21 protein-coding genes are annotated in these 25,574 nt (G+C 71.3%); 12 read left to right on the top strand and 9 right to left on the bottom strand.

Translation table 11 applies throughout. The features are described 5' to 3' along the window. Positions 1-87 precede the first annotated feature (87 nt). Positions 88-279 (bottom strand): 50S ribosomal protein L28, encoded by a 192-nt coding sequence (gene rpmB, locus ACWA15_RS12970; RefSeq protein ID WP_066461686.1) that lies wholly within the window; start codon positions 277-279, stop codon positions 88-90. Positions 280-609: 330 nt separating this feature from the next. Between rpmB and ACWA15_RS12965 the strand changes: the two genes are divergently transcribed. From ACWA15_RS12965 to rsmD, 3 genes are all read left to right on the top strand, one after another. After that, on the top strand, positions 610-2,367 hold the full coding sequence (locus ACWA15_RS12965; protein ID WP_464055737.1) for a DAK2 domain-containing protein: 1,758 nt from the start codon (positions 610-612) through the stop codon (positions 2,365-2,367). Between the two features lie 107 nt (positions 2,368-2,474). Continuing rightward, a complete protein-coding gene (locus tag ACWA15_RS12960) occupies positions 2,475-4,781 on the top strand; it encodes an ATP-dependent DNA helicase RecG (RefSeq protein WP_464059506.1) in 2,307 nt (768 codons plus the stop codon). Between the two features lie 28 nt (positions 4,782-4,809). Beyond that, a complete protein-coding gene (gene rsmD, locus ACWA15_RS12955) occupies positions 4,810-5,391 on the top strand; it encodes a 16S rRNA (guanine(966)-N(2))-methyltransferase RsmD (protein WP_464055736.1) in 582 nt (193 codons plus the stop codon). Between the two features lie 22 nt (positions 5,392-5,413). On the opposite strand, the gene ACWA15_RS12950 is transcribed toward rsmD, so the two are convergent. Further along, a complete protein-coding gene (locus ACWA15_RS12950; protein ID WP_464055735.1) occupies positions 5,414-5,797 on the bottom strand; it encodes a ribonuclease E inhibitor RraB in 384 nt (127 codons plus the stop codon). 288 nt (positions 5,798-6,085) lie between these two features. Here ACWA15_RS12950 and ACWA15_RS12945 point away from each other — a divergent pair, with 288 nt between their 5' ends. After that, positions 6,086-7,687 carry an HNH endonuclease signature motif containing protein gene (locus tag ACWA15_RS12945; RefSeq protein ID WP_464055734.1) on the top strand — a complete coding sequence of 534 codons (1,602 nt, stop codon included), beginning with the start codon at positions 6,086-6,088 and terminating at the stop codon, positions 7,685-7,687. An 89-nt stretch (positions 7,688-7,776) separates the two neighbouring features. Here ACWA15_RS12945 and ACWA15_RS12940 read toward each other — a convergent pair whose 3' ends face one another. After that, complete coding sequence (locus ACWA15_RS12940; RefSeq protein WP_464055733.1) at positions 7,777-8,547, bottom strand: GNAT family N-acetyltransferase; 771 nt, start codon at positions 8,545-8,547, stop codon at positions 7,777-7,779. Between the two features lie 70 nt (positions 8,548-8,617). Between ACWA15_RS12940 and coaD the strand changes: the two genes are divergently transcribed. The 6 genes from coaD (at position 8,618) to mutM (ending at position 12,254) form a co-directional block, all read left to right on the top strand. Then, the gene (coaD, locus tag ACWA15_RS12935) at positions 8,618-9,136 is read left to right on the top strand and encodes a pantetheine-phosphate adenylyltransferase (protein ID WP_464055732.1); all 519 of its coding nucleotides are present in this window, start codon (positions 8,618-8,620) and stop codon (positions 9,134-9,136) included. Then, the gene (locus tag ACWA15_RS12930; RefSeq protein WP_464055731.1) at positions 9,133-9,657 is read left to right on the top strand and encodes an ATP synthase subunit B family protein; all 525 of its coding nucleotides are present in this window, start codon (positions 9,133-9,135) and stop codon (positions 9,655-9,657) included. Before coaD ends, ACWA15_RS12930 begins: the two co-directional genes overlap by 4 nt. Before the next feature lie 97 nt (positions 9,658-9,754). Continuing rightward, positions 9,755-10,324, top strand: a complete 570-nt coding sequence (locus ACWA15_RS12925; protein WP_464059505.1) for a YceD family protein — start codon at positions 9,755-9,757, stop codon at positions 10,322-10,324. A gap of 2 nt (positions 10,325-10,326) precedes the next feature. Beyond that, positions 10,327-10,521 (top strand): 50S ribosomal protein L32, encoded by a 195-nt coding sequence (gene rpmF, locus ACWA15_RS12920; RefSeq protein ID WP_093186154.1) that lies wholly within the window; start codon positions 10,327-10,329, stop codon positions 10,519-10,521. Positions 10,522-10,570: 49 nt separating this feature from the next. Next, positions 10,571-11,308, top strand: a complete 738-nt coding sequence (rnc, locus tag ACWA15_RS12915; RefSeq protein WP_464055730.1) for a ribonuclease III — start codon at positions 10,571-10,573, stop codon at positions 11,306-11,308. A gap of 7 nt (positions 11,309-11,315) precedes the next feature. Further along, positions 11,316-12,254: a bifunctional DNA-formamidopyrimidine glycosylase/DNA-(apurinic or apyrimidinic site) lyase gene (mutM, locus tag ACWA15_RS12910; RefSeq protein ID WP_464055728.1), complete on the top strand. Its 939-nt coding sequence runs from the start codon at positions 11,316-11,318 to the stop codon at positions 12,252-12,254. On the opposite strand, the gene ACWA15_RS12905 is transcribed toward mutM, so the two are convergent. Continuing rightward, positions 12,235-13,185 (bottom strand): phosphoglycerate dehydrogenase, encoded by a 951-nt coding sequence (locus ACWA15_RS12905; RefSeq protein ID WP_464055727.1) that lies wholly within the window; start codon positions 13,183-13,185, stop codon positions 12,235-12,237. The two genes, mutM and ACWA15_RS12905, sit on opposite strands and share 20 nt — an antisense overlap. A gap of 124 nt (positions 13,186-13,309) precedes the next feature. On the opposite strand from ACWA15_RS12905, the gene ACWA15_RS12900 reads away from it, so the two are divergent. After that, entirely contained in the window at positions 13,310-13,936 is a 627-nt protein-coding gene (locus ACWA15_RS12900; protein ID WP_464059504.1) for a response regulator, read from the top strand. Positions 13,937-13,946: 10 nt separating this feature from the next. Here the strand turns inward: ACWA15_RS12900 and ACWA15_RS12895 are convergent, their stop codons facing one another. Genes ACWA15_RS12895 through ACWA15_RS12875 form a run of 5 tightly spaced genes read right to left on the bottom strand, consistent with a single transcriptional unit; the run spans position 13,947 to position 21,300 of the window. Further along, a complete protein-coding gene (locus ACWA15_RS12895) occupies positions 13,947-15,227 on the bottom strand; it encodes a sensor histidine kinase (RefSeq protein WP_464055725.1) in 1,281 nt (426 codons plus the stop codon). Between the two features lie 55 nt (positions 15,228-15,282). Beyond that, on the bottom strand, positions 15,283-17,046 hold the full coding sequence (cydC, locus tag ACWA15_RS12890; RefSeq protein WP_464055724.1) for a thiol reductant ABC exporter subunit CydC: 1,764 nt from the start codon (positions 17,044-17,046) through the stop codon (positions 15,283-15,285). Then, positions 17,043-18,734: a thiol reductant ABC exporter subunit CydD gene (gene cydD, locus ACWA15_RS12885; protein ID WP_464055723.1), complete on the bottom strand. Its 1,692-nt coding sequence runs from the start codon at positions 18,732-18,734 to the stop codon at positions 17,043-17,045. Before cydD ends, cydC begins: the two co-directional genes overlap by 4 nt. A 1-nt stretch (position 18,735) precedes the next feature. Continuing rightward, positions 18,736-19,779: a cytochrome d ubiquinol oxidase subunit II gene (gene cydB / locus ACWA15_RS12880; protein ID WP_464055722.1), complete on the bottom strand. Its 1,044-nt coding sequence runs from the start codon at positions 19,777-19,779 to the stop codon at positions 18,736-18,738. Positions 19,780-19,812: 33 nt separating this feature from the next. Further along, complete coding sequence (locus ACWA15_RS12875) at positions 19,813-21,300, bottom strand: cytochrome ubiquinol oxidase subunit I (protein WP_464055721.1); 1,488 nt, start codon at positions 21,298-21,300, stop codon at positions 19,813-19,815. 484 nt (positions 21,301-21,784) lie between these two features. On the opposite strand from ACWA15_RS12875, the gene ACWA15_RS12870 reads away from it, so the two are divergent. Next, on the top strand, positions 21,785-25,429 hold the full coding sequence (locus tag ACWA15_RS12870) for an Rne/Rng family ribonuclease (RefSeq protein ID WP_464055719.1): 3,645 nt from the start codon (positions 21,785-21,787) through the stop codon (positions 25,427-25,429). Positions 25,430-25,574: the final 145 nt, after the last annotated feature.

Here is a 25,574-nt window from a genome sequence, read left to right as displayed (position 1 = left end):
GGACATGCTCAGACGGCCCGTGCAGCACAGAAGCCCGCCGGACCGAGGTCCGACGGGCTTCTGTGCTGCGCTCTCCGTGAGGAGGGCTCAGATGTGACGGGTGACCTTGCCTGCCTTGAGGCAGGAGGTGCACACGTAAAGGCGCTTGGGCGCACCGTTGACGATTGCGCGAACGCGCTGGATGTTCGGGTTCCAGCGGCGCTTCGTGCGCACGTGCGAGTGCGAGATGCTGTGCCCGAAGCTCGGGCTCTTGGCGCAGACTTCGCAGTTGGCAGCCACGGTCTCTCCTGATCGTCGTGCACGCCGCTAGGGCGCGAATTCAATGGTCTGTGGATGCGGAGCCACTGCGGTCCGGCAGAATGACCTGACAGCCTGCGGTGTGGTTCGCGCATGCCCTGGTGAATGCGGGCAACCTCGATAGAGTAGCCGATTCTTGGCCCGGTTCTCAACTACCGCTCGAGACCGGGGTGCCGACGAGGCCCCGGGAGGGGCATCCGGGCCCGGTCCGGGAGTGCCCGCGCAGGCCGCTGAGGTCCCACGCTGGGACACGTGCGTCATCATATGAGGTTGAAGGCCGGCGATGGGAGAGGTGTGACGACGAGCGACGACGTGTCATCAGACCGCAGGGACGACCTCCTCACGGTCGCGGTCGTGCGGACGTGGGTGGTCCTCGCGATGCGCCTGCTCACGGCGGCGCGCCCGGTCATCAACGAGGCCAACGTGTTCCCGGTCGCCGACTCCGACACCGGCACGAACCTGTGCCTGACGCTGGGCGACGGCCGCGACGCGCTGGACGCTCTCGGCGCGACGGCCGGGCTCGACGACGCGCTGCGCGCCCTCGCCCACGGCGCGCTGATGGGTGCGCGCGGCAACTCCGGGATCATCCTCAGCGAGTACCTGCGGGGCTTCGCCCTCGGCGTGGCGGGCCAGGGCGGTGCGGGCAACGGTGGGACCGATGCTGTCGTGGCGGGCCTCCGAGAGGCTTCGCGCTGTGCCTATGACGCCGTCGGCCACCCCCGGGAGGGCACCATCCTCACCGCGGCGGCCGGTGCCGCCCGCGCGGCCGGCCGGGCGCTCGAGGCGCCAGCGGCGCCGGCGCAGGCGACGGGGCTGCGCGACGTCGTGGACCTGGCCCGGGCAGGGGCCCAGGACGCGCTCGAGCGCAGCGTCCAGGAGCTCGACGTGCTGCGCACCGCCGGGATGCTCGATGCCGGCGCCTACGGCCTCGTGCTCATCCTCGACGCCCTGGGGCTCGCCCTCACCGACGCCGCGGACCCGGCACCGGTCCGGCGCGGTTCCCGCGCGGCAGCCGAGGCGATGTCAGAGGCAGTGGGCATGATCACGATCATGGACTCGCTCGCCGTGGCCGACGCCGGCACGCACCCTTCGCGCACCGAAGGTGACCGTGCTCTCGACCATGACCACGCACACCACACCGCGACTGACGGTGAGTTCGAGGTGATGTTCGTCGTCGGGCACACCGGAGCCGACCGGGACGAGATCGACGCGATCGCCCTCACCCTGCGCGAGCGGCTGCTCGTTCTCGGGGACTCCGTCGTGGTCGTCGGCGGGGCGGACGAGGCGAGCGCCCGCGCGGTGACCGGGACGTGGCAGGTGCACGTGCACACCGACCGTCCGCTCGACGCCTTGTGCGTCGCCGAGGGCTGGACCCAGCGCCAGATCATCGTCCGCAGCCTCCCGCACCAGGTCGCCGCACGCGCCCACGGCGCCCAGCCACCGCACGGCGTGGTGGCCTGCACCGCCGCACCCGGCCTCGTGGCCGACCTCGCACGCAGCGGCGCGGTCGTGGTGCTGCGCGGGACGGCCCCGATCGGCCGCGACGACCTCCGCCGCGGTGCCCTGGAGACGACGGCGACCCGGGTCACGCTGCTGCCGTCGGATGTGAGCACCGCCCGGTGGGCCCACGCCCTTGCCGCGCAGGCCGCGCAAGCTGACGCGGGCGCCGGACCGCTGCCGGTGCTGGACGTCGTGGACACCGTGAGCGACCTGCACGTGGTCGCGGCGATGTCGGCATGGGCGAGCGCAGCGGAGCCCGACGCCGCGCCGGATCCGGACGCCGCCGTGCGGCGGCTGGCCGCCGTGCGCGCGGCCGTCGCGGTCATGGCTGCCGTGACGATCGACGGCTCGGACCCGGTGGGGGTCCGGGACGGGCTCGCCGAGCTGCTCGGCGCCGTGCGCAGCGGTCCTGACGCGGTGCTCACCGTGCTGGCCGGTGACCTGGTCACCGGCCACGTCACCGCCGAGATCGCTGCTGAGGCGGTGCGTCGGTGCCCGGGGATCGAGGTCGTCGTGCTGGCTTCGGGACGTCGGTCGGTGACCCTCGTGATGGGGGTGGACGAGCCGTGACGGCACCCCGCGAGGCCCCTCGCGACATCCCCCGCCCCGAGGTGATCGTCATCACGAACGGTCGCACGGAGACCGGGACCGACGTCGCGCCCTGGCACGGGACCGGTCTGGAGCGCCTGCAGGAGCCGCTGTCCAAGGTGCTCGGGACGGCCAAGAAGAAGGAGCAGTTCGCCAAGCTGGGGCTGGGGACCGTGGGCGACCTGCTGCGGTACTACCCGCGTCGGTACGGCGAACCCGGGACGATGACCGACCTGTCCAGCCTCGTGGTCGGGGAGCACGTGACGGTCATGGCTCAGGTGGTGAGCGCCACGACCCGCACGATGCGCTCCCGCGGGGGTGCGATGCTGCACGCGGTCGTGACCGACGGGACCCACCAGCTGTCGTTGACGTTCTTCGGCAAGAACGCCGGCGCGCTGCGCGGGCACGAGTTCAAGCTGCGCCCGGGACTGACCGGGCTCTTCACCGGCGTCGTCTCGCAGTACCGCGACACGCGTCAGCTGACCCACCCGGACTACTTCTTCGTCGGGGTGGACACCGAGAACGAGGAGACGGCCCGGGCCAAGGCCAGCCGGATCATCCCCATCTACCCCGCGAACGCCTCGATCGCCTCGTGGAAGATCGCCCAGTGCGTGTCGGTCGTCCTGGACCCGCTGACCGCCCAGGACGTCCCGGACCCCATCCCGGAGCAGGTCCAGCAGCGGCGCGGCCTCGTCGACCTGCACCAGGCTCTTCGGGACATCCACCAGCCCCAAGACCGGACGCAGGTCGCGCGCGGGACCAAGAGGCTGCGCTACGAGGAAGCCTTCGTGCTGCAGGTCGCCCTCGCCCAGCGACGGTCCCGGGCCGCGCAGCTCGAGGCCGTCTCGCGGCCCCTGCTGCTCGCGGACGGTGACCTGCCGAGCCTGCTGCACGACTTCGACGCCTCGCTGCCCTTCACCCTCACCGCCGGCCAGCGCGCCGTCGGGCAGGAGATCGCGCAGGACCTCGCCACGACCCACCCGATGCAGCGCCTGCTGCAGGGCGAGGTCGGCTCGGGCAAGACGGTCGTGGCGCTGCGGGCGATGCTCCAGGTGGTCGACGCCGGGGGCCAGGCCGCGCTGCTGGCACCGACCGAGGTGCTCGCGGCCCAGCACGCTCGCACGCTCACGACGCTGCTCGGGGACCTGGCAGCAGGCGGGCTGCTCGGCGGGTCCTCGCACGGCACGCGGGTGGCCCTGCTCACCGGGTCGCAGAACGCGAGGTCCCGCAAGCAGAACCTGCTCGACGCCGCGAGCGGCGCCGCCGGGATCGTCGTCGGCACGCACGCGCTGCTCAGCGCCGGGGTCCAGTTCGCCGAGCTGGGGCTCGTGGTCGTCGACGAGCAGCACCGGTTCGGCGTCGAGCAGCGCGACGCGCTGCGGGCGAAGGCCGCCAAGGTCCCGCACATGCTCGTCATGACCGCCACCCCGATCCCGCGTACCGTCGCCATGACCGTCTTCGGCGACCTGGAGACGTCGGTCCTGCGCGAGATCCCCGCCGGCCGGGCCGGCGTGGTCACCCACGTGGTGCCCGCCGAGATCCCCTCCTGGATGGCGCGCACCTGGTCCCGGGTGCGCGACGAGATCGCCTCCGGGCGCCAGGCCTACGTCGTGTGCGCCCGGATCTCCGCCGACGAGCCCGGTGCCGGGCCCGACGACGCCGACCTCGACGGGTCGGAGCTCGAGGGTGAGGACGGCGAGGACGGCGGAGCCGACCCGCAGGAGCGCCCTCGGCGCCCTCTGCGGGCCGTGTACGAGGTGGCCGAGGAGCTGCGCGGGCTGCCTGCGCTCGCCGGTGTCCGGATCGGCGTGCTGCACGGCCAGCTGCCCCCGGCGGAGAAGGAGGCGACGATGGCGGCGTTCACGGCCGGTGAGATCGACCTGCTCGTCTCCACGACGGTGATCGAGGTGGGAGTCGACGTCCCACAGGCCACGGCGATGGTCGTGCTGGACGCCGAGCGGTTCGGCCTGTCCCAGCTGCACCAGCTGCGCGGTCGGGTCGGGCGCGGCACGCATGCGGGGATCTGCCTGCTGGTCTCCTCGATCCCGGCCGAGGAGTTGCTCCCGGTGACCGCGACGAAGGAGGCGTTCGCCCGCGCCGCGCCCGCGAGCCAGCGCCTGGCCACACTGGCCGGCACGTCGGACGGGTTCGAGCTCGCGGCCGCGGACATCTCGCTGCGCCGGGAGGGCGACGTGCTCGGGGTGGCGCAGTCTGGGACGGCGAGCTCGCTGCGGCTGCTGCGGGTGGTGCACGACGCGAAGGTGATCGGGCAGGCCCGCGAGGACGCGACCGAGATCGTCGCGGTCGATCCGGAGCTGGACACCTATCCCGTGCTCCGTGAGGCGATCGCCGAACGCCTACCCGGGGAGCGGGCCGACTTCCTCGAGCGCACGTGAGCGTCGTGGCCGTGGGTAGGCTGGCCCCGTGACGAGGATCGTGGCTGGCAGCGTAGGTGGCAGAACTCTCGAGGTGCCCGCGAGCGGCACCCGACCGACCAGCGACAAGGTCCGGGAGGCGATGTTCTCCCGGCTCGAGCACTACGGCGTGATCGACGGCGCGCGGGTCCTCGACCTGTACGCCGGCTCCGGGGCCCTCGGCCTCGAGGCGGCCAGCCGCGGAGCGGTCGAGGTGGTTCTCGTCGAGGCCGCCGCGGAGGCCGCGCAGGTCTGCGCGCGCAACACCGCAGCGCTGGGCCTGCCCGGGGTGCGGGTGGTCACGAGCACAGTCGAGCGGTTCGTCCAGAGCGCCGGGACCGGGGCGTGGGATCTTGTGCTCCTCGACCCGCCCTACGACGTGCGAGACGCCGAGGTCGCCGAGGTCCTCAGCCGTCTCGAGGCGCAGATCTCCCCTGACGCGGTGGTCGTCGTCGAGCGGTCCTCGCGCTCACCCGAACCTGTGTGGCCGACGACGTGGCGTCTCATCACGGTCAAGAAGCACGGCGACACGAAGGTCTACTACGCCGAGCCAGACCGTGAGCCGGAGGCCGGCGCGGACGCCGGCACGTAGATCTCAGGGGTGGCGAGTCCGCCTACAGGGCGGCCTTCTCCTCGTCGGTGAAGAGCGCGACCCAGCCCTCGTAGTCGCCCTGGTGGGCATCGGCGAGAGAGCGGCAGAGGTCCACGCGCTCGCGCAGGAAGTCGGGGACGAGCGGCTGGTTCCTCGCCACGAGCATGATGGTCCAGTCGGGGATGTCATGACTGGGTTGGACGAGCTCATGACGCACGCGGTCCGCGCGGAGGGCGGCCGACGCCGCATCGGCGCGGTCCTGGGTCGCGAAGCAGACGGCGAACTCGATCTCGCGGGGCGCGGTGATGTCACACCCCCGCGACTCCAGCCGCGCCACGTGCTCGGCATCGGGTTTGAGCAGGCCATACGGTCCGACACGCTTCTTTGCGGAAGAGAACAATCCCATGCGCTCACGCTAGCCCGCTTTTCAGCGGTGCCCGACCGTATCCCTTGAGGAGAGTCCCGCAGCGGGGGGAGCGAGGACGGTGGTGACCGGCCCCGCCAGCCCACCCACCGGAGCCGGATGCCTCGATCAGGCGACGCTGGACGCTGCGGTCGCTGAGGCGTCCGTACGGTGGCGGTTCGGCGGTGAGCCGGGTCGTCAGTCGGTTGGCTCAAACTCTTGCCCGCCGGACGTTTGTTCGATAGACTTATCGGAGTATTCCCGATAGATCCGACCAGGGCAGGGGGCATCGTGAAGCTTGCACGTCACCTCTGCGAGTACCCCGAGTATCCCGAGTACGCATCGATGATGACCGAGCTGTTCGAAGCGGCGTTCAACGCCTTGCTCCAGCCGGCGTCGGAGAGGCCCGTCGAGCCCTCTCTGGAGGTGCCCGCGGCCACCGGGGGCGTGGCCGTGGGCGATGTCCCTGGCGACGGCGTCGATCCGGGTGTCCCGGTGAATGTGTTGGCGTTGCTGGATCAGATGGAGTCGTTGGTGGAGGTGATCACGTCGGTCGACCCGGCGTCGTTGCCGGGTGCGGTGGCGGCGGAGGTGTCCCAGCGGATCCACGTCGTGGTGGGGCGCCTTGAGGCTCAGCGGTTGGGGTGCATCGCCCGCACCGAGTCCGAGGGGTCGTGGCACCAGGAGACGATGCATTCCTTCACGACGTGGTTGGAGAAGGCGGAGAACCTCTCGAAAGGACTGGCCCAGCGCACCGTCGCGGCGGCGCGGGCGGTGAGTGAGCACCTGCCGGCCACGGGGGCGGCGGCTCGGGCGGGGTCGATCACCGGGGAGCACGTGGGCATCATGGTGCACGCGGCCAAGACCCCGACGTTGCGGCAGTCGTTGGCCGACCCGGCGCCGGGGGCGGTCCCGGTGTGCACCGGTGAGGAAGCGTTGTTGGTGCATACGGCGGCGTGGTCGGTGACGGAGTTCAACCGGTTGGTCAAAGGGTTCACCCTCTCTGCTGACCCGGTGGCGCAGGAGAAGGCGTTCAAGGACGCCGCCGAGCGGGAGTTCCTCCAGGTGTCCCCGACCTTGGGTGGGATGCAGATCAGCGGGTTCGTCACCACCGAGCACGGTCAGCTCATCGGTGCGGCGCTGCGCGCGGTGGCCGGGGTCCCCTCCGCCACCGACACGCTCGTCCCGGCGGATCTGCGCAAGGTGGACGCCCTGGTCGAGCTGTGTCAGGCGTTCCTGGACGCCGGGACCGCCGGCAAGGGCGCCAACGTGCGCCCCCACCTGTCGGTGCACGTGTCCTGGGAGGAGTTCACCCGGGTCTTCGAAGCCACCCACAGTGACGGTGATGACGACGCTGACAGCACTGACGGTGAGTCAGATGGCACCGGCGCGGCTGGTGAACTGGCCGGCGGAGCGAGCAGCACTGCCTCAGACGGCACCGGTTCCCGATCCTGGTCCCCGAGAACCTTCGAGGCTCGCCTCAAGGCCGGGTACGCGACCTGGGAGGACGGCACCGGCCCCATCCCCGACGCGGTCCTGAGACGGATCGCGTGCGACGGGGAGATGACCCGGATCATCTTCGGACCCGACTCCCAGATCCTCAACATCTCCCGCACCAGACGCACCTTCACCAGAGAGCATCGCCGCGCCATCATCGCCCGCGACACCACCTGCGTCTGGCCGGGCTGCGACGCGCCACCGCGCATCTGCGAGATCCACCACGCCCTACGCCACTGGGCCGATGGCGGAGACACCACACCCTCCAACGGGGCCCTGCTCTGCCGACACCACCACCACCGCGTCGACGGAGAGAACATCGCCATGACCCGCGCCTTCGGCACCTGGCACATCGACGTCCCCGGCACCTACCCAGCAGGCGACGCCGCAGCCTGACCACGCCCCGGTCGAGCAGCCACCGGTTCGGCACGGTGATCAGTCCGGTTCAGGGATTCGTTCCACACCGCGATCATCGCGCCACCCAGCTACTCCTCAGGCAGCAGCCCGACAGGGACGTCAGAGAGGTCTTCGGGGGAGACGAGATCCACCCACTGTCCGCTGACCGAGTCGAGCAGCGCGTGGGTTGCGTCGTCGTCGGACACCGTTCCCTCCGAGCTCAGCAGCTGGGCCTCCAGGAAGTCCCGCAGCGGGGGAGCGCTCACGCGTGCGGCAGGCGCCCCGCCCACACCCGCATCGCCCACACCCGCCTCTACCACATACAAGGTGACCAGCAACAACGCGGGGACCCGCTGACCGCCCGGACCCATCCTGGGCTGGAAGTACGGTACCGAGAGCACCCGGGCCCCGTGCCGGGCGTAGAACCGCAGCCGAGCGGCGGGGTCACCGTGCTCGATGCTCGCCGCGTGGTGGTCTGGGTGCTCGACCTCGGCCACAACCAGCGCGGGGGAGAACTGCTCCGCCCAGCGGGCCACCGCGCCGTCGAGCAGCGCGCCGCCGATCCCGCCCCCGCGCCCGCCGGGCGCGATCGCGAGATACATCAGCAGCACGACCCCGCCAGGGGCGGACGGGCTGCCCACCGCACCGGCGACCACCTGCCCGTCGCGCACCACGCCCAGTGCGTGCAGCTCCCCGGTCGCGCACCCGGACAGGAGCCCATCGAGGTCGATGAGCTCGGCAGGCGGGAAGGACGGGGCCAGGACCCGCTCGTGCAGCGCAGCCAGGTCCGCGGGGTCGACGAGATCGACGAGATCGACGGAGGCTGGTGCAGAAGCATCTGGTTCGGAAACGTCACCCATGTCACCATCATGGCCGCCCACGGCCGCGTCGGCCATGTCCGCCCGCGCCGGACTGCACTACCGTGAAGGCGTGACCATCGCCGTGAGCCCCGGATCGTACGACCCGATCACCCTGGGGCACCTCGACATCATCCGCCGGGCCAGTGCCCTCTTCGACGAGGTCGTCGTCGGCGTGGCGAGGAACTCCGCCAAGTCCACGCTCCTGGACGCCGACCAGCGCCTCGCGCTGGCCGAGGCCGCCTGCGCGGACCTCCCCGGGGTCCGCGTCGCCCTCGTGCCCGGGTTGCTCGTCGACTTCTGCCGCGACGTCGGCGCGACGGTGATCGTCAAGGGGCTGCGCGGGGGAGCGGACTTCGACTCCGAGCTGCCGATGGCGCTCATGAACCGCCACCTCGTGGGCGTGGAGACGGTGTTCGTCCCGGGCGACCCGGCCCTCGCCCACATCGCCTCGTCGTTGGTCAAGGATGTTGCCAGGTTCGGGGGCACAATCGACGATTGTGTGCCCGACGGCGTTTCTTCCATCCTCCGGGCGGCTCTGGATGGCACCGTGGACGGCAGTCGCAACCCCCCGAAACAAGGAGTGTCATGAGCAGCCACGACGAGACTGAGACGTTTGTCGAGGGTGAACGCCTCGGCGTCCCTGCCCTGATGGATGCGCTGACCGACGTCATCGAGCGCGCGCGCGCGATGCCCATGTCCTCATCGGTCCTGGTCAACCGCAACGAGGCCCTCGACCTGCTGGACGAGCTGCGCGATGCGCTGCCCTCCCAGCTGAGCCGCGCGGACGAGGTGCTCTCCGACGCCGACCAGGTCCTCGACGACGCCCATGTCGAGGCGGAGAACCTCATCGCGACCGCCCGGGCGCGCGCCGCCGAGCTGGTCAGCTCCGAACAGGTCGTGCTGCAGGCCGAGGTGCACGCACGCGAGCTCATCGCCCACGCCGAGGCGACCGTGGCGACCCTGCGCCACGAGGCCGACGACTACTGCGACCGCCGCCTCGCGGAGTTCGAGATCGACCTGGGCAAGGTCCTCGCCCAGGTGCACGCCGGCCGCGACAAGCTCGCCGACCGCCTCGGTGAACCGAGCGGGACAGACACCGCCAAGCCGTGACCTCAAGCGAGTTGGGCGCTGGTCCCTCGATGACGTAGCATTACCTGTTGGTCCTGCCAGTCGCGGCATGTACCGAGATCACTACGTTCGGAAAACTGTGCAGCGTCCCATCACACTCGATCCTCGTTCGCCTCTTGTCCTCGATACCCATGAGCTCAGTCGGCGTCCCGGTTCGATGCGTACGGTCACGCGCACAGTCTCCGCACCAGCCGATCTCGGAACTGTGGTGATCGGCATCCCCGAAGGTAGCGATCTTGACCTTGATCTCAGGGTCGAGGCCGTGATGGAGGGGGTTCTTGTCTCCGGATCCGTAGTCGGTCAGGCGATCGGTGAGTGCGGGCGGTGCTTGGATGAGGTTGTCGAGGATCTCGACATCCAGATCCAGGAGCTGTTCGTCTACCCCGAGCGTGCACAGGCCGCCGAGGACGACGGCGACGAGGAGGAAGACGTACGTGAGCTCGAGGACGATATGATCAACCTCGAGCCCGTGCTTAGGGATTCGGTGGTCACTGCACTACCATTCCAACCGTTGTGTTCGCCGGACTGCCCGGGCCTGTGCTCCATCTGTGGAGTGCACCTGGCAGATGAGGTTGAGCACAGTCATGACGTAGTCGATCCCCGGTGGTCGGCCTTGCAGAGCATTATCGACGAGACGAAAGAGAGCTAGCCGTGGCTGTTCCGAAGCGCAAGATGTCGCGCAGCAATACCCGTGCGCGCCGTTCGCAGTGGAAGGCTACCGCTGCAAACCTCACCACGTGCCCGCAGTGCAAGGGCGACAAGCTGTCGCACGCTGCCTGCCCGACGTGCGGCACCTACAAGGGTCGCCAGTACGCCGAAGCAGTGCGCACCGAGCACGCAAACTGATCTTCCCGACTCCCTAGCGTCACGGAGTCAGCAGTAAGGAGTACGACCGGTGGGAACACGAGCACAGCGCAAGGTCTCCCCGGCATCGGAACTCCTCGAGAAGCTCGGGGTCCATCTGGACCCCGAGCTTCTCGTGCAATCCCTGACCCACCGCTCCTTCGCGCACGAGGCCGGTGGGATCCCCACGAACGAACGCCTCGAGTTCCTCGGCGACGCCGTCCTCGGCCTCGTCTCGGCCGAGGCGCTGTACCGCAGGCACCCGGACCGCCCCGAGGGTGACCTCGCGAAGATGCGCGCAGCCTCGGTCTCCCAGCGCGCGCTGGCCGCCGTCGCCCGGGAGCTCGACCTCGGGCAGTACATCCTCCTCGGCAAGGGCGAGTCGGGCACCCGCGGTTTCGACAAGGACTCGATCCTCTCCGACACCGTGGAGTCCCTCATCGGCGCGGTGTACCTCAGCCACGGCCTCGAGGTCGCCCGGGACTTCGTGCACAGGCTGCTCGACGAGACTCTGAGCACGGCCGCCGGCCTGGGCGCCGGCCTCGACTGGAAGACCTCGTTGCAGGAGACCGCCGCCGAGTTCGGGGCGGGCAGCCCGGAGTACTCGAGCGAGGCCACCGGACCTGACCACGCGCGCCACTTCGTCTCGCAGGTGAGGATCGACGACGAGGTCCTGGGTACCGGTGAGGGATCGGCGAAGAAGCATGCCGAGCAGATCGCCGCCCAGGGTGCGTACGAGGCGCTCATCGCCCGCGGGCCGGCGCGTCCGGCCCACCGCCAGCTCACCTGACCTGCGCGTGCCCGAGCTGCCCGAGGTCGAGACCGTCCGCGACGGCCTGGCCCGCCACGTCCTGGACGCCGTCGTCACATCGGTCGAGGTGCGCCGCGACTACAGCGTGCGCCGCCATGCCGGTGGGCCGGCGGACTTCGCGGCCCAGCTCACCGGGCAGCGGCTGGCCGAGGCCGCCCGCCGCGGAAAGTACCTCTGGCTCACCCTCGACGGGACCGACGACGCACTGCTGGGCCACCTGGGCATGTCCGGTCAGCTCCTCGTGCGCACCGGCGCCGGCCTCGACGTCATCTCCCCGCACCTGCGGGTCCGGATCGGGCTGCGGGGCGCGAGCGGGGAGGCGATGGCCCTCGACTTCGTCGACCAGCGGACCTTCGGGCACCTGAGCGTCTGCGAGCTCGTGCCCACCCCGGACGGGTTGCCGGGCGGTGCGGGGTCGCGGCGGCCGGCCGTGCCCGACGCCGCGGCGCACATCGCGCGCGACCTCCTCGATCCCGCGCTCGCCCCGGGCACGCCCGGTCGCGCGGCCCTCGTGGACGCGGTGCGTCAGCGTCGGACGGGGGTCAAGCGGGTGCTGCTGGACCAGAGCGTGGTCTCCGGCGTGGGGAACATCTACGCCGACGAGGCGCTGTGGCGTGCCCGGATGCACTACGCGCGGCCCACGGCAGGCCTCACGCGCGCCCAGGTCGCCCAGGTGCTCGACGCCGCCGAGCAGGTGATGCGCGAGGCGCTCGCCCAGGGCGGCACGAGCTTCGACGCGCTCTACGTCAATGTCAACGGTGCCTCGGGGTACTTCGACCGCTCTCTCAACGCCTACGGCCAGGAGGGACGGCCGTGCCCCCGGTGCGCCACCCCGATCCGGCGCGACGAGTTCATGAACCGGTCCGCCTTCAGCTGCCCGACCTGCCAGCGGCGGCCGCGCCTCGTCAGCGCTCGACGAGGTTGAGCAGCGGCGCTCCGGCGAGGTAGGCGGTGAGGTTGGTCTGGATGAGAGCCTCCGACCCCTGGGGACGTCCGCCGGCCGCGTGCGGGGTGATGACGAGGTTCGGGGTGCTCCACAGCGGCGAGTCCGCCGGGAGGGGCTCGTGGTCGAAGACGTCGAGGGCGGCGCCGGCCAGCGTGCCCGCTCGCAGCGCGAGGTCCAGGGCCTCCTCGTCCAGGGTCGCGCCGCGCCCGACGTTGATCACCCAGGCGTGGGCGGGGAGCTGGTCCAGCACGTCGGGGCCGATGATGTGAGCGGTGGCCGGGGTGGCCGGCAGGATCCCGATGAGGATGTCGGTCTCGGCCAGCCGGGCGGGGAGGTCCTCGCCCGTGATGACGCTCGCACCGGCCCGCGTCCCGGGTGAGGTGGCGACGCCGACGACATTCGCCCCCAGGGCGGTGAGCAGCGGGGCGAGGCGCTGCCCGATCGAGCCGAAGCCCCACACCGTGATCTCGGCCCCGTCGAGGGTGCCCAGACCGGGGAAGGTCGACGGGTGCGCGGACTGCACGCCGCCGAGCTCGCGGGCCCACCGACCGGCGCGCTGCGCGTCGTGCATGAGGTCGAGGCGGCGGACGGCCGTCAGGGCCAGGGCGAGCGTGTGCTCGGCGACCGGTCCGTCGTGCAACGATCGGCCGGAGGTCACGCGGACCTCGGGAGGGAATCCTGCCGCGAGGATCACGTCGGGTCCGGCGGCGAGCGCCTGGATCCAGCGCAGCCCGGTGAGTCGTGAGGCGCTGTCCGCGAGCTGGTGCCGGGTGTTGCCCCAGACGACGAGGATCTCGGCGTCGGTGTGCTCGCTCGGGACGGGGGAGGTGACGTCGTAGGGAACAAACGTGACGCCTGAGGGCGCAGCGGTCATATCGAGGGGCAATGACGTGGGCAAGAGGACCTTCATCCCCTTACGATGCCAAACTTTCTGGCAAATCGTTCGCACCTGGGCGGTTCCGAGATCCAGGCTTGTCTAAGATGACAGGGTGGACAGCCTAGAGGGACAGACAGCCGACGGACAGATCAGCGTGATGATCGTGGACGACCACGAGGTCGTCCGTCGAGGGATCGCCGAGGTGATCGACCGGTCGGAAGGCATGACGATCGTCGCCGAGGCGGGGAGCGTCGCTGAAGGAGTGCGCCGCGCCGAGCTGGTGCACCCGCAGGTCATGCTCGTGGACCTGCAACTGCCGGACGGCACCGGCATCGACCTCATGCGCGCCGTGCGCCGCACCCAGCCGAACACCCGAGCCATCGTCCTGACCTCCTTCGACGACGACTCCGCGCTGGCCGCGGCGCTCGAGGTCGGCGCGGCGGCCTTCGTGCTCAAGAGCGTCCGCGGCGCCGAGATCGCCGATGTCGTGCGCGCCGTGGCGGCCGGGCGGGTGCTCCTCGACGAGCGGACCGTCACCCGTCGCCGCAAGGAGCACGACGACCCGACCGAGGACCTCACCCCGAGCGAGATGCGGGTGGTGGACCTCATCGGTGAAGGGCTGTCCAACCGTGAGATCGCCGAGCGACTGAGCATCGCGGAGAAGACCGTCAAGAACCACATCACGTCCCTGCTGGCCAAGATGGGCCTGCAGCGCCGCACCCAGGTCGCCGCCTGGGTCGCCGCGCGTCGTCACCACGCCTGGGCCCAGGACACCCCCCGCTGAGTCGGGCCGGTCAGCTGGTCCAGTTGGACCAGCTGGGACCGGACCGGACCGGAGGGGCCGGGAGCGAGTCCGTCGCTGCGGCGGCTGAGGGCTGAGAGGTCACCGGAGCCGTCCAGGTCAGGAGGGTGCCGCGACCCGAGGGCGCGTTCTCGATCGACGCGCTGCCCCCGTGCTGACGGGCCCTGGCCATGACGTTCCACGTCCCGGAGTTGCGCCCGCTCGGCGCGCCGATCCCCACACCGTCGTCCTCGACCTCGACCGTGACGTTCCCCGGGGAGCTGTCGAGACCGTCCGTGGCGACCATGACACGCACGGAGACCGAGGACGCCTGGGCGTGCCGGGCCGCGTTGGCCAGACCTTCGCGGACCACCGCGAGGATGTCGTCGGCGAGGGTCTGCGAGACGAGGATGTCGATCGTCTCCTCGTCGTCGTCGATCGCTCCCAGGCTGCGGTCGTCGAGCGAGATCACCAGGGAGGGGGCGAAGCCGAGGCCGGTGCGGGCCAGCGACGACTCGCGGCGCAGCCGCTCGATCACCCCGGTCGCGGCGTCCGGGTCGCGCAGGGAGTGCACGATCGAGCGGATCTCGCGCACGGAGTTGTCGACGTTGTCGAGGGCCTCGTCGAGGATGGCGATCAACCCCGCCTTGTCCAGCCCACGAGCCGCCCGCCTCCGGACCGTCTCGAGCTGCATACCGGTCGCGAACAGCTGCTGGATCGCCAGGTCGTGCAGGTCGCGGGCGATCCGTTCGCGTTCCTCGACGAGCTTGGTCAGGCCCTGCGCCTGGCGTGCCTCGGACAGCACGAGTGCGAGCGCGGCCTGGTCGGCGAAGGTCGACGCACGCTCCAGGTCCTTGCCGATGAAGGACTCCTCACCGACCTTGCGCAGCAGCACGAGCACGCCGACGGGTTTGTCGGAGGTCCCCATCGGCGCGTAGAGGGCAGGTCCGTAGCGGCGCATGGGTGGGAGCTCGAGGTTGCGTTCGCTCTGCAGCGACGGGACCAGGCGCCCGCGCCCGGTCTCCAACGCCGTCCAGGACAAGCCTGTGCGCGGCATGGTCAGCCCCAGCAGCTGGTCGGCGCCCCAGCCACGGACGATCTCCATGACCAGCTCGCCCCGCAGGCCCGGCAGGACCAGGGCTGCGGCGTCGGCGTCGGAGATCTCCCGCGCGACGGACACGATGTGCTCGAGGACGTCCTCCTCGGGTGCCCCCGAGAGCAGCATGGTGGTGATGTGCGCTCCCGCACTGAGCCAGCGTTCCCGTTCGACGGCGTCGGCTTCCCGTGGTCTCACTGCGTCTTCAGCTCCTCGATGTCGTTTCGTCCTGATGCGCTCGTGCACGGCTCCATCATCGCTCAGCGAGGTCGTTCTCCGCAGCGACGGCATCCCGGTACCCCTGATCGGTGGCAAGGAGCTCGGCGTGGGTGCCTCGCACGCGGACCGCGCCGGAGTCGATGACGACCACCTCGTCGGCCGCGCCGAGCGCGCTCAACCGGTGCGTCGCCACGACGACGCCGCGCACAGACCCGGCGCCGACCGTGAGCAGGTCCGTGAGCAGCGCGTCCGCGGTGGCCGGGTCGAGGTGTTCGGCGGGTTCGTCGACGAGCAGGATCGGCGCGGGGGAGCACAACGCCCGGGCGAGCAGGAGGCGGCGTCGTTCACCGCCGGAGATCGAGGAGGCGTCCGATCCCAGCCGGGTGTGCACGCCGTCGGGCAGCTGGCTGAGCCACCTGCCCAGCCCGGCCCGCTCCAGCACGGCGACGGCCTCGGTCTCGGTGACGCTGCCCCGGGCCACCCGGAGGTTCTCCAGGATGCTCGTGTCGAAGACGTGCGCGTCCTCGGCGGTGAACACGACCGAACGGGCGGCCAGATCGTGGCTGAGACAGTCCACCGGGTGACCGTCGAGGAGCAGGCTGCCCCCACGCGGTGGGACGAGACCGGCGAGGGTGAGCAGCGCGGTCGTCTTGCCGGTGCCGCTCGGGCCGACGAGGGCGACCGACCGGCCGGGGGTGAGGGTGAGGTCGAGGCCGCTCAGGGTGGGCGGCTGACCGGGCCACCCGCACACCAGGCTCGCGGCGACGAGGGAGGGGGCGGAGGAGGGGGCGTCCGGCGCAGCCGCGGCGTCCGGGACGGCAGCGGACGGTGCCGCCGCGTCGAGCACCGCCATGATGCGCGTGGCCGCCTCGCGGGAGCGGTGCACCTGGATGGCCGCGGCCGGCAGCACCTGGGTGATCTCGAAGACCGCGAGCGGGGTGAGGACCACGACGGCGAGGGCGACCGGGGAGAGTGAGCCGTCGGTGACGGAGGGGATCGCCAGCACGAGCGCGGCCAGCACGGCGAGCCCGGTGGACAGGGTGCCGACGGCCGAGGCGAGCCCGGAGGTCCGGGCGCCGGAGTCGGTGGCCGCGGCGAGCCGCGCATCGGCCTCACGCAACGCGGCGCGGCGCGCGGAGAGCGTGCCCGAGACGGTCAGCGCGGCGGCGTTGTCGACGATGTCCAGGGAGATGGCGGCCATGTCCGAGCGGGCTTGAGCCGAGTGACGCTCGGTCCTGGCGGCCCCGCGAGCCGCAAGCCACGGGCCGACGACGCCCGAGAGGACCAGGCACAGTGCGAGGGAGGCCCCCGCGCCGACGTGCACCGCGGCGATGAGGGCGACGGACCCGGCGCCGAGCACGACCGCCACCGCGGCGGGCAGCAGCCCGCGCACGACGACGTCGCCGACCGTGTCGACGTCGGCACCCACCCGGGCCAGCAGGTCCCCGCGGCGCAGCGTGGCCACCGACTCGATGCGCCCCGCGGCGAGGTCGGCATACATCCGGGTGCGCAGGCTGGCCATGCCGCGCAGCGCGACGGCGTGGGAGGCCAGGCGTTCGAGGTAGCGGAACACCCCACGGGAGATGCCGAAGGCGCGCACGGCGACCGTGGCCATGGACAGGGTCAGCACGGGCGGCATCTGCGAGGCGCGGGCGATGAGCCAGGCCGAGACGGCGGCGAGGGCGATCGCGCTGCCCAGGGCGAGCGCGCCCAGGGCGACCGCTCCCGCCGCGCGCCGGTGGTCGATCTCGAGCAGGGCGATCGCGCGCCGCAAGGGATCCCGCCTCCAGCGGCTCATGAGGTGACCGTGCTCTCTGTGCGCAGAGTCGACTCCGGCGTCAGCGACGCCGAACCGACCTCGAAGACGTCGTCGGCGAGGGCCACGAGCGCTGGGCGGTGCGCGACGACGAGGACCGTGCGCCCCGCGCCGCGCAGCGCGGAGATGGCCGCCAGGACCTGGTCCTCCGCGAGGGTGTCCAGGTGTGCGGTCGGCTCGTCGAGCACGACGAGGGGGCGGTCCCCGAGCAGGGCGGAGGTGAGGGCTACCCGCTGACGCTGCCCCACGCTCAGGCCGAGACCTCCGTGGCCCAGGACGGTGTCCAGGCCGTGGGGGAGGTGGGCGACGACGTCGTCCAGGCCGGTCAGGCGCATCGCCCGGGCGAGGTCGGCCTCGCTCGGGGGTACCAGCGCGTCCGCGGTGAGCGACTCGCGGACGGTGCCCGGGGCCAGCACGCTGCGCTGGGGGAGCCAGGCGATCTGGGACCACCACGTCGAGGGGTCGATCGTGGTCAGGTCCACCTCGCCTGCGCGGACCGTGCCTGCGTCCGCGGCGACCAGGCCGAGCAGGGCGAGGACCGCGGTGGTCTTGCCGGACCCGGACGGGCCCACCAGGGCGACGACCCGGCCGGGGCGGATCTGCGCCGTGAGGTTCGAGGGGGCCACCGCGAGGCGGCCGGGGGCGACGACGCTCAGCCCGTCGAGCGTGATCGTCGTGCGTGCCAGGTCCGGCGCCGGGACGGACCCGGTCGGGGGATGGGCTTCGTCGAGCACGTCGAAGGCGCGCTGAGCGGCGGTGATGCCGTCGGTGGAGGCGTGGAACTGCACACCGATCTGGCGGATCGGCAGGTAGACCTCGGGAGCGAGGACCAGCACCACCAGGCCGGTCTCGAGGCCGATGTCACCGTGCACGAGGCGCAGCCCGATGCCCACCGCGACGAGCGCCACGGACAAGGTGGTGAGCAGCTCGAGCACCATCCCGGAGAGGAAGGCGACCCGCAGGGTGCTCATGGTCGAGCGGGTGTACGCCTCCCCGAGCGCCCGGACTCGGGCCACCGGGCCCTGCTCCCGACCGAAGGCCCGCAGCGTCGCGAGGCCGGCGAGCAGGTCGAGGACCTGTGCGCCGAGCCGCGTCATGACGAGCAGCCGGCGCTGGGAGTAGGTCTGGGTGAGCTGCCCGACGAGGATCATGAACAGCGGGACCAGCGGGATCGTCGCGGCGATGATGAGGGCCGAGATCCAGTCCTGGCCGAGGACCACGAGGAGGGTCGCGGGGGTGACGGTCACCGCGAGCAGCAGCTGGGGCAGGTAGCGGACGAGGTACGGCTCGAGGTCGTCCAGGCCCCGCGTGGCCAGCGTCACCACGTCGGTGCCGCGCCCGGTGAGCCACCGCGGGCCGAGCTCCGCGGCCCGCAGGACCACCTGCTCGCGCAGGTCCGCGACCACCCGGGTGGCGGCGCGGTGCGCGTACCGCTCCTGGAGACCGTTGACCACCGCGCGGGCCGCCACGACCGCCGCGAGCCACCACAGGTGGCTCGCGACGTCGGGCAGGGTGGCGCCCTCGGAGATGACCGGGGCCAGCGCGCCCGCAACCAGCAGCGCCTGCGCGATCACCAGGCCCGCGGTGGTGATGCCGAAGGCCGTGGTGAGGAGCACGTAGCCGCGCGCAGGCGCCGCGTACCGCAGCAGCTTCGGGTCGAGGGGCTTCACGCTACGGCTTGCCTGCGGTCTCGCGGGGAGGGGAGAGCGAGGGCAGGCCGATCGCCTCCGGGATGTGGTGGGTGGCCAGGCGCCTGCGGAAGACCCAGAACGTCCACCCCTGGTAGACCAGCACGAGCGGGACGAGGAACAGCGCGACCCAGGACATGACCGTCAACGTGTACTGCGTCGAGGACGCGTTGCGGATGTTCAGCGAGTTCGCCGGGTCGAAGGCGGGCATCACGTCGGGGTACATCGACCCGAAGATCAGCACGACGGCGGCGACGATCGCCACGGCGGACAGGGTGAAGGCCCTGCCCTCACGGCCCTTGGCGTTGGCGGCGACCACGCCGACGAGGGCGAGCGCGGCCACCACCACGGCGGCCCACGTCCACGTGACCGAGTAGGCGATCTGGGCCCACACGGCCCAGGCGCCCGCGGCCACGACGGCCGCGACGGAGAAGTAGCCGGCGAGCCGGTTCGCCCGGGCGCGCATGTCACCCTGGGTCTTGAGCGCGAGGAACACCGATCCGTGCAGCAGGAAGAGCAGCAGCGTCACGACGCCGCCGAGCAGAGCGAAGGGGTTGAGCAGCGCCCAGAAGCCGCCGACGTACTCGAAGTCCGCGTCCAGCTCGACACCGCGGACGAGGTTCGCGAAGGCCACACCCCACAGGATCGAGGGCAGCCAGGAGCCGATGATGATGCCCTGGTCGCAGCGGCGCTGCCAGGTCGGGTTGTTGATCTTGGAGCGGTACTCGAAGGAGATGCCACGCAGGATCAGGGAGATGAGGATGATGAACAGCGGGATGTAGAAGCCCGAGAACAGCGTCGCGTACCACTCCGGGAACGCCGCGAACGTGGCCCCGCCCGCGGTGAGCAGCCACACCTCGTTGCCGTCCCAGACCGGACCGATGGTGTTGATCATCAGGCGGCGGTCCTTGTCGGTGCGTCCCAGCACCGGGAGCAGCATGCCGACGCCGAAGTCGAAGCCCTCCAGGACCAGGTAACCCGTCCACAGGACGGCGATCAGTACGAACCACAGGATCTGCAGATCCATCTCTGTTGCCTTTCTCGCGCGTTCGGTGGCAGGTCAGTAGGCGAAGGACAGCGGGCGGCTGTCGTCGTCCGCCTCGTCGCCGCGGGCCTCGGGGGAGTCGTCGTGCACCGTCTCGGGTGCACCCTCGATCATGTACCGCCAGATCAGGCGGCCCCACACGATGGTCAGCACGGTGTAGACGAGGGTGAAGATGAGCATCGAGGCGAGGACCACCCCCGGGCCCTGAGCCGTGGAGACCCCACGCTCGGTGAGCATCCGGATCGAGTCGATCCCGCTCGGGTTCGGGGCCACGATCCACGGCTGGCGCCCGGTCTCGGTGAAGATCCAGCCGAAGGAGGAGGCCAGGAACGGGGTGGGGATGGCGAGCAGGCCACCGATCGCAAGCCACTTGTTGTCGCTGATCCGTCCCTTGCGGGTGAGCCACAGGGCGACGACCGCGAGGGCCGCCGAGCCGACGCCGAGCCCGATCATCAGCCGGAAGCTCCAGTACGTCAGGGCGAGGTTCGGGGAGTAGTCGATCGGGTTGCCGGCCGCGTCCACGTCGCCGTACCGCTCGGTCATCTGCTCCTGGAGCTCGGGGATGCCCTTGACGGTGGAGTCGAAGGTGCCGTCAGCGAGGAAGCTGGTGAGCTTGGGGACCTCAAGGATCCGGATGACGCCGTCGCAGTCGTTGGAGAGGTCCCCGAGGGTGAGGATCGAGAAGGACGCGCCGGTCTCCGTCTCGCACAGGCCCTCGGCGGCGGCCATCTTCATGGGCTGCTGCTCGAACATGAGCTTGGCCTGGAAGTCGCCCGAGACGGCGATGCCGATCCCGGAGACGATCATGACGATGACACCGAAGATCACTGCGGGGCGGTAGACGTCGCGGGCCACGTCCTGGCGGCCCCGGCGGATCTCACGGACCATCCACCAGGCGCCGATGCCGGCGACGAAGGTCCCTGCGGTCAGCCACGCCGCCGTGATGGTGTGCGGGAACGCGGCCATGAGCGTGGAGTTGGAGAGCACGGCGCCGATGTCGTCCATCTCCGCGCGACCGGTCTCGGGGTTGTAGATCGCCCCGACCGGGTGCTGCATCCAGGAGTTGGCCGCGAGAATGAAGAACGCGGACAGGTTGGTGGCGATCGCGACCGCCCAGATGCACGCGAGGTGGACCTTCTTGTTGAGCTTGTCCCAGCCGAAGATCCACAGACCCAGGAAGGTCGACTCGACGAAGAACGCGGCGAGGGCCTCCATGGCGAGCGGGGCCCCGAAGACGTCACCGACGAAGCGCGAGTAGTCGCTCCAGTTCATGCCGAACTGGAACTCCTGGACGATCCCGGTGACGACACCGATCGCGAAGTTGATGAGGAGCAGCTTGCCGAAGAACTTGGTCAGCTTGAGCCAGCGCTCGTTGCCGGTGCGCACCCACGCGGTCTGCATGATGGCGACCATGGGGGCGAGCCCGATCGTCAGCGGTACGTAGAAGAAGTGATAGACGGTCGTGATGGCGAACTGCCACCGTGCCAGGTCCAGGACGTCCACGGTGCTCCTGAGTGCTCGTGTGTGGAGGAGAGGGGGAGATGCGGTGAGACGGTCGATGCATATGCTGGATCTGACGCTATGACGCGAACATTTCTCACGGTAGGACCTACGTCCCACGGGGGCGTATCGCGGGTCGCGCGCTGTGTGACCTAAGTCTCCGCCCGCGCGTGCTGGCCCGCGACACGCCCTGTCCGCAGCGGCGCCGCCGTCGCCGCGGGGCCCTGTGCGATACTTGACAAGGCTCAAGGACCCCACACGCCTTCGATGCCGAGATTCAGCTCGTTGCAGTCGCGAATCGCGGATTGTGGCGCGCCGCAGTCGGGAGAATGGCCCGACCGCCTGGCGCACACCGTCGCTCGCCGTTGCCTCGAGCCGAAACCGACGACTTCCGTCGCAGCGCATCAGGCGCTGACGACGACTGAACCGCCCTTGGGGCGCCGCACGTGTGGGGCGGAGCCCTCGGAGGGCACATGGAGCACACCCCGTGACGCTCGACAGCTCGAACACACCCGACTCATCCATCGACACCACCGCATCAGAGTCCGCCGCGGCTCCCGCCACCAAGGCCCCGCGACGCCGCGTGACCCGCCAGGCGGCCCCCGCCCAGGCCGACGCCGCGCAGACAGACTCCGCGCAGACAGACTCCGCACAGCCCGACGCCGCAGCTGCGGCGCCCGCGAAGAAGACTGGCGCGCGACGGTCCAGGGGCGCCGCGACCGTGTCGCCGGCCACCGCACCGACGCCCCCCGCAGCGACGCCCACGCCGACCCTCGACGTGCTCTCCGAGTTCGCCGACGCAGCACCCAAGACTGCACCGCGCCGTCGCCGGGCCACGTCCGCCGGCACGGTCCGCACCGCCGCTGCTGAGACCACGGCCCCTGAGACCACGGCCCCTGAGACCACGGTCGCCGAGGCCGCAGCACCCGCAGCTCCCGCCGCCGAGGCTGTACCGGCCCGGACCCCTCGTCGCTCGCGCTCACGCAGCGCCGCCGAGCAGGTAGCCACGGCGCACGAGGCCGAGGTGGCCACCCTCGACGTCGTCGCCTCGATCGAGGCGCTGACGTCGGCGGGGGAGACCGCCGCCCGTCCCGCCGCCAAGAGCCGCCGCAGCCGCAGCGCCTCCAAGCCCGCCGGCCCGCCGGCCGCACCCGAGCAGGTGGACCTCGTGGAGGCCCCTGCCGCGCCCGTCGACGCAGCCCCCGAGGTGACCCCCGAGCCGGAGGCCACCAAGGTTCCCCGCACGCGTGCCGCCGGCCGGACCCGCGCCTCTCGCGCGTCCCGGCCCGCGCAGGACGAGGTTGCCCAGCCTGAGCTTGATGTCGCCCCTGTGGAGGCCGTGCCGGACGCCGCGCCCGCCGACGACGAGCCCCGCAAGACCCGCAGCCGCAGCACCCGTGGCAGCCGGACCCGATCGTCCGAGGACACAGCCGCCACGGTGGCCGAGCCCGCCGTGACCGAGTCCGCCGCGACCGAGCCTGTCGCTGAGCCGGTCGCGCAGGCCCGTCCGATGACGGCGCTCCTCTTCCAGGCACCGGAGTCCGAGGCCCGCGCCCCGCGTCGGCGTCGTGCAGTGTCTCCTGCCGGACCGCCGAAGGTCGTCTTCGAGACGACCGAGGGTGCGCCCGGCGACGACCAGCTCGACGAGGACGCGGCCGAGGCGCTCGTGACCGACGCCGTGCCCGCAGCCGACGCGATCATCGACGAGGACTCAGCCGACGAGGACACCTTCGAGGACGAGTCGGACGACGAGTCCGACGAGGACACCGACGCCAACGGCGCACCGCGTCGTCGTCGTCGCCGCGGTGGTCGTGGGCGTCGCAACCGCGGCGGCTCGGACAACCAGCGCGACGAGTACTACGACACCGACGACTCCGAGCGGTCCGCGGATGCCGCAGACGCCGGCCCGGAGGCCGAGGACGAGGCCGCCGAGGCCCCCGCTCCGTCCAGGAACCGTCGCCGCGCCCGCGGTGCCGGTGGTTCAGCGCCGGCTGCAGCAGCCGAGGAGAACGCCGGGGACGAGTCCGAGGACTCCGACGACTCAGACTCCGACGACTCCGACGACTCCAGCTCGAGCCGTCGCCGTCGCCGTCGTCGCCGCGGGACCCGCGGGAACGAGAGCGAGCCGGCCGCGGCGTCGGCTCCGCAGCAGTCCTCCTCCCGGACTCGTGCACCGCGGCCTGTCTCGGACGAGGTGACCGCACTCAAGGGGTCGACCCGCCTGGAGGCCAAGCGCCAGCGCCGCCGTGAGGGACGCGACGCCGGTCGTCGTCGCTCGACGATCACCGAGGCCGAGTTCCTCGCCCGCCGCGAGTCCGTCGAACGCTCGATGATCGTCCGTGAGCGTGGCGGTCGCACGCAGATCGCCGTCCTCGAGGACGGTGTGCTCGTCGAGCACTACGTCTCTCAGCAGGAGCAGGCGTCGATGGCCGGGAACGTCTACCTCGGCCGGGTGCAGAACGTGCTGCCGAGCATGGAGGCCGCCTTCATCGATGTCGGCAAGGGCCGCAACGCGGTCCTCTACGCCGGTGAGGTCAACTGGGACGCGGCCGGTCTCGAGGGGCAGCCGCGCCGGATCGAGCAGGCGCTCAAGTCCGGTGACTCCGTCCTGGTGCAGGTCACCAAGGACCCGATCGGTCAGAAGGGTGCTCGCCTGACGTCTCAGGTGACCCTCGCCGGCCGCTACCTCGTCTACGTGCCCGGTGGTGGCATGACGGGGATCTCCCGCAAGCTCCCCGACAACGAGCGCGCCCGCCTGAAGAAGATCCTCCGCGAGGTCGTCCCCGAGACCGCAGGCGTCATCGTGCGCACCGCGGCCGAGGGTGCCAGCGAGGCCGAGCTCCGGGCCGACATCGCCCGGCTGCAGGCCCAGTGGGACGCGATCGAGAAGAAGGCGAAGACCGCCTCGGCTCCCGCGCTGCTGCAGGGTGAGCCGGACCTCGCGATCCGCGTCGTCCGCGACATCTTCAACGACGACTTCGCTTCCCTCACGGTGGCTGGCAACGACGCGTGGACGGAGATCTCGCAGTACGTCAACGCGCTCGCCCCGGACCTCGCCGAGCGTGTGACGCACTGGGTGAGCGAGAAGGACGTCTTCGCCGAGGCGCGGATCGACGAGCAGCTCGCCAAGGGCCTGGACCGCAAGGTCTGGCTGCCCTCGGGTGGGTCGCTGGTCATCGACCGGACCGAGGCGATGACCGTCGTCGACGTCAACACCGGGAAGTTCACCGGCTCCGGCGGCACCCTCGAGGAGACCGTCACCCGCAACAACCTCGAGGCCGCCGAGGAGATCGTGCGTCAGCTGCGGCTGCGCGACATCGGCGGGATCATCGTCATCGACTTCATCGACATGGTCCTCGAGCTCAACCGCGACCTCGTGCTGCGCCGGCTCGTGGAGTGCCTGGGCCGGGACCGGACCAAGCACCAGGTGGCCGAGGTCACCTCGCTCGGGCTCGTGCAGATGACCCGCAAGCGCGTGGGACAGGGCCTCGTCGAGGCGTTCAGCGAGACCTGCGACCACTGTAACGGGCGCGGGTTCATCGTCCACGACGAGCCGAACGAGAAGCACTTCCAGGGTGGCTCCACGCCGTCGACCGCTCAGATGTCGGCGCACGCCCCGGCGGAGAGCGACGACAGCGCTGCGGCCTCGCGGTCGCGTCGCAAGCGTGGCGGTACCAAGGAGGTCGAGGCTCCCTCGATCACCGTCCCGGTGCTGCCGCAGGCGCGTGAGGCGGTCAAGGCCACGCTCGCGACCATCGCTGCGGCCGCGGCACACGCCCACGACCACGACCACGATGCCCAGCCTGTGGTCGTCGAGGAGGCGGCTGAGGCTGAGGTCGAGGTCGAGACTGCAGTCGAGGTGGTCCCGGAGGTCACCGTCCCGGTCGTCGTCGAGGCGGAGCCCGAGGCGGCGCCTGTCGCGACCAAGCGGCCGGCGCGGACCAGCCGCCGGGCCATCCGCACGGCTCCGTCGAGCACCGCGCCCTCGCGCGCGGTCCTGGACGTCTTCGCCGAGGTCGAGGCATCCCAGCGGGCGGTCGAGGCCGCTGAGCCGCCGGTGGCCGCGTCGTTTCCCGCCCCGGACGCCTCCGACCAAGGTGAGTCTGTGGCAGCGCCTGACGCGCAGGGGTAGCCAGCGGTGACGGACACGGCACCGGCCCATCGAGGGTCGGTGCCGTGTCTGCTCTCCCTTCAGACGCCGCAGGGGCGGACGACCACGTCGTCCGCCCCTGCGGCGTCCGGGGGCCCCGTCAGGGGCTCGCACGTCGTGCCAGGTG

The organism is Sanguibacter sp. TS_SC_8 (assembly GCF_055361235.1).
The sequence above is the reverse complement of the archived record's forward strand: the minus strand, read 5'-3'. Positions and strand labels throughout refer to the sequence as shown.

What these genes read in the sequence shown, in the direction of transcription:
- ACWA15_RS12950 (WP_464055735.1), bottom strand. Translation starts at nt 5,797, where the DNA reads ATGGGATTGTTCTCTTCCGCAAAGAAGCGTGTCGGACCGTATGGCCTG.
- ACWA15_RS12940 (WP_464055733.1), bottom strand. Translation starts at nt 8,547, where the DNA reads ATGGGTGACGTTTCCGAACCAGATGCTTCTGCACCAGCCTCCGTCGAT.
- ACWA15_RS12930 (WP_464055731.1), top strand. Translation starts at nt 9,133, where the DNA reads ATGAGCAGCCACGACGAGACTGAGACGTTTGTCGAGGGTGAACGCCTC.
- ACWA15_RS12905 (WP_464055727.1), bottom strand. Translation starts at nt 13,185, where the DNA reads ATGAAGGTCCTCTTGCCCACGTCATTGCCCCTCGATATGACCGCTGCG.
- ACWA15_RS12900 (WP_464059504.1), top strand. Translation starts at nt 13,310, where the DNA reads ATGATCGTGGACGACCACGAGGTCGTCCGTCGAGGGATCGCCGAGGTG.
- cydC (WP_464055724.1), bottom strand. Translation starts at nt 17,046, where the DNA reads ATGAGCCGCTGGAGGCGGGATCCCTTGCGGCGCGCGATCGCCCTGCTC.
- cydB (WP_464055722.1), bottom strand. Translation starts at nt 19,779, where the DNA reads ATGGATCTGCAGATCCTGTGGTTCGTACTGATCGCCGTCCTGTGGACG.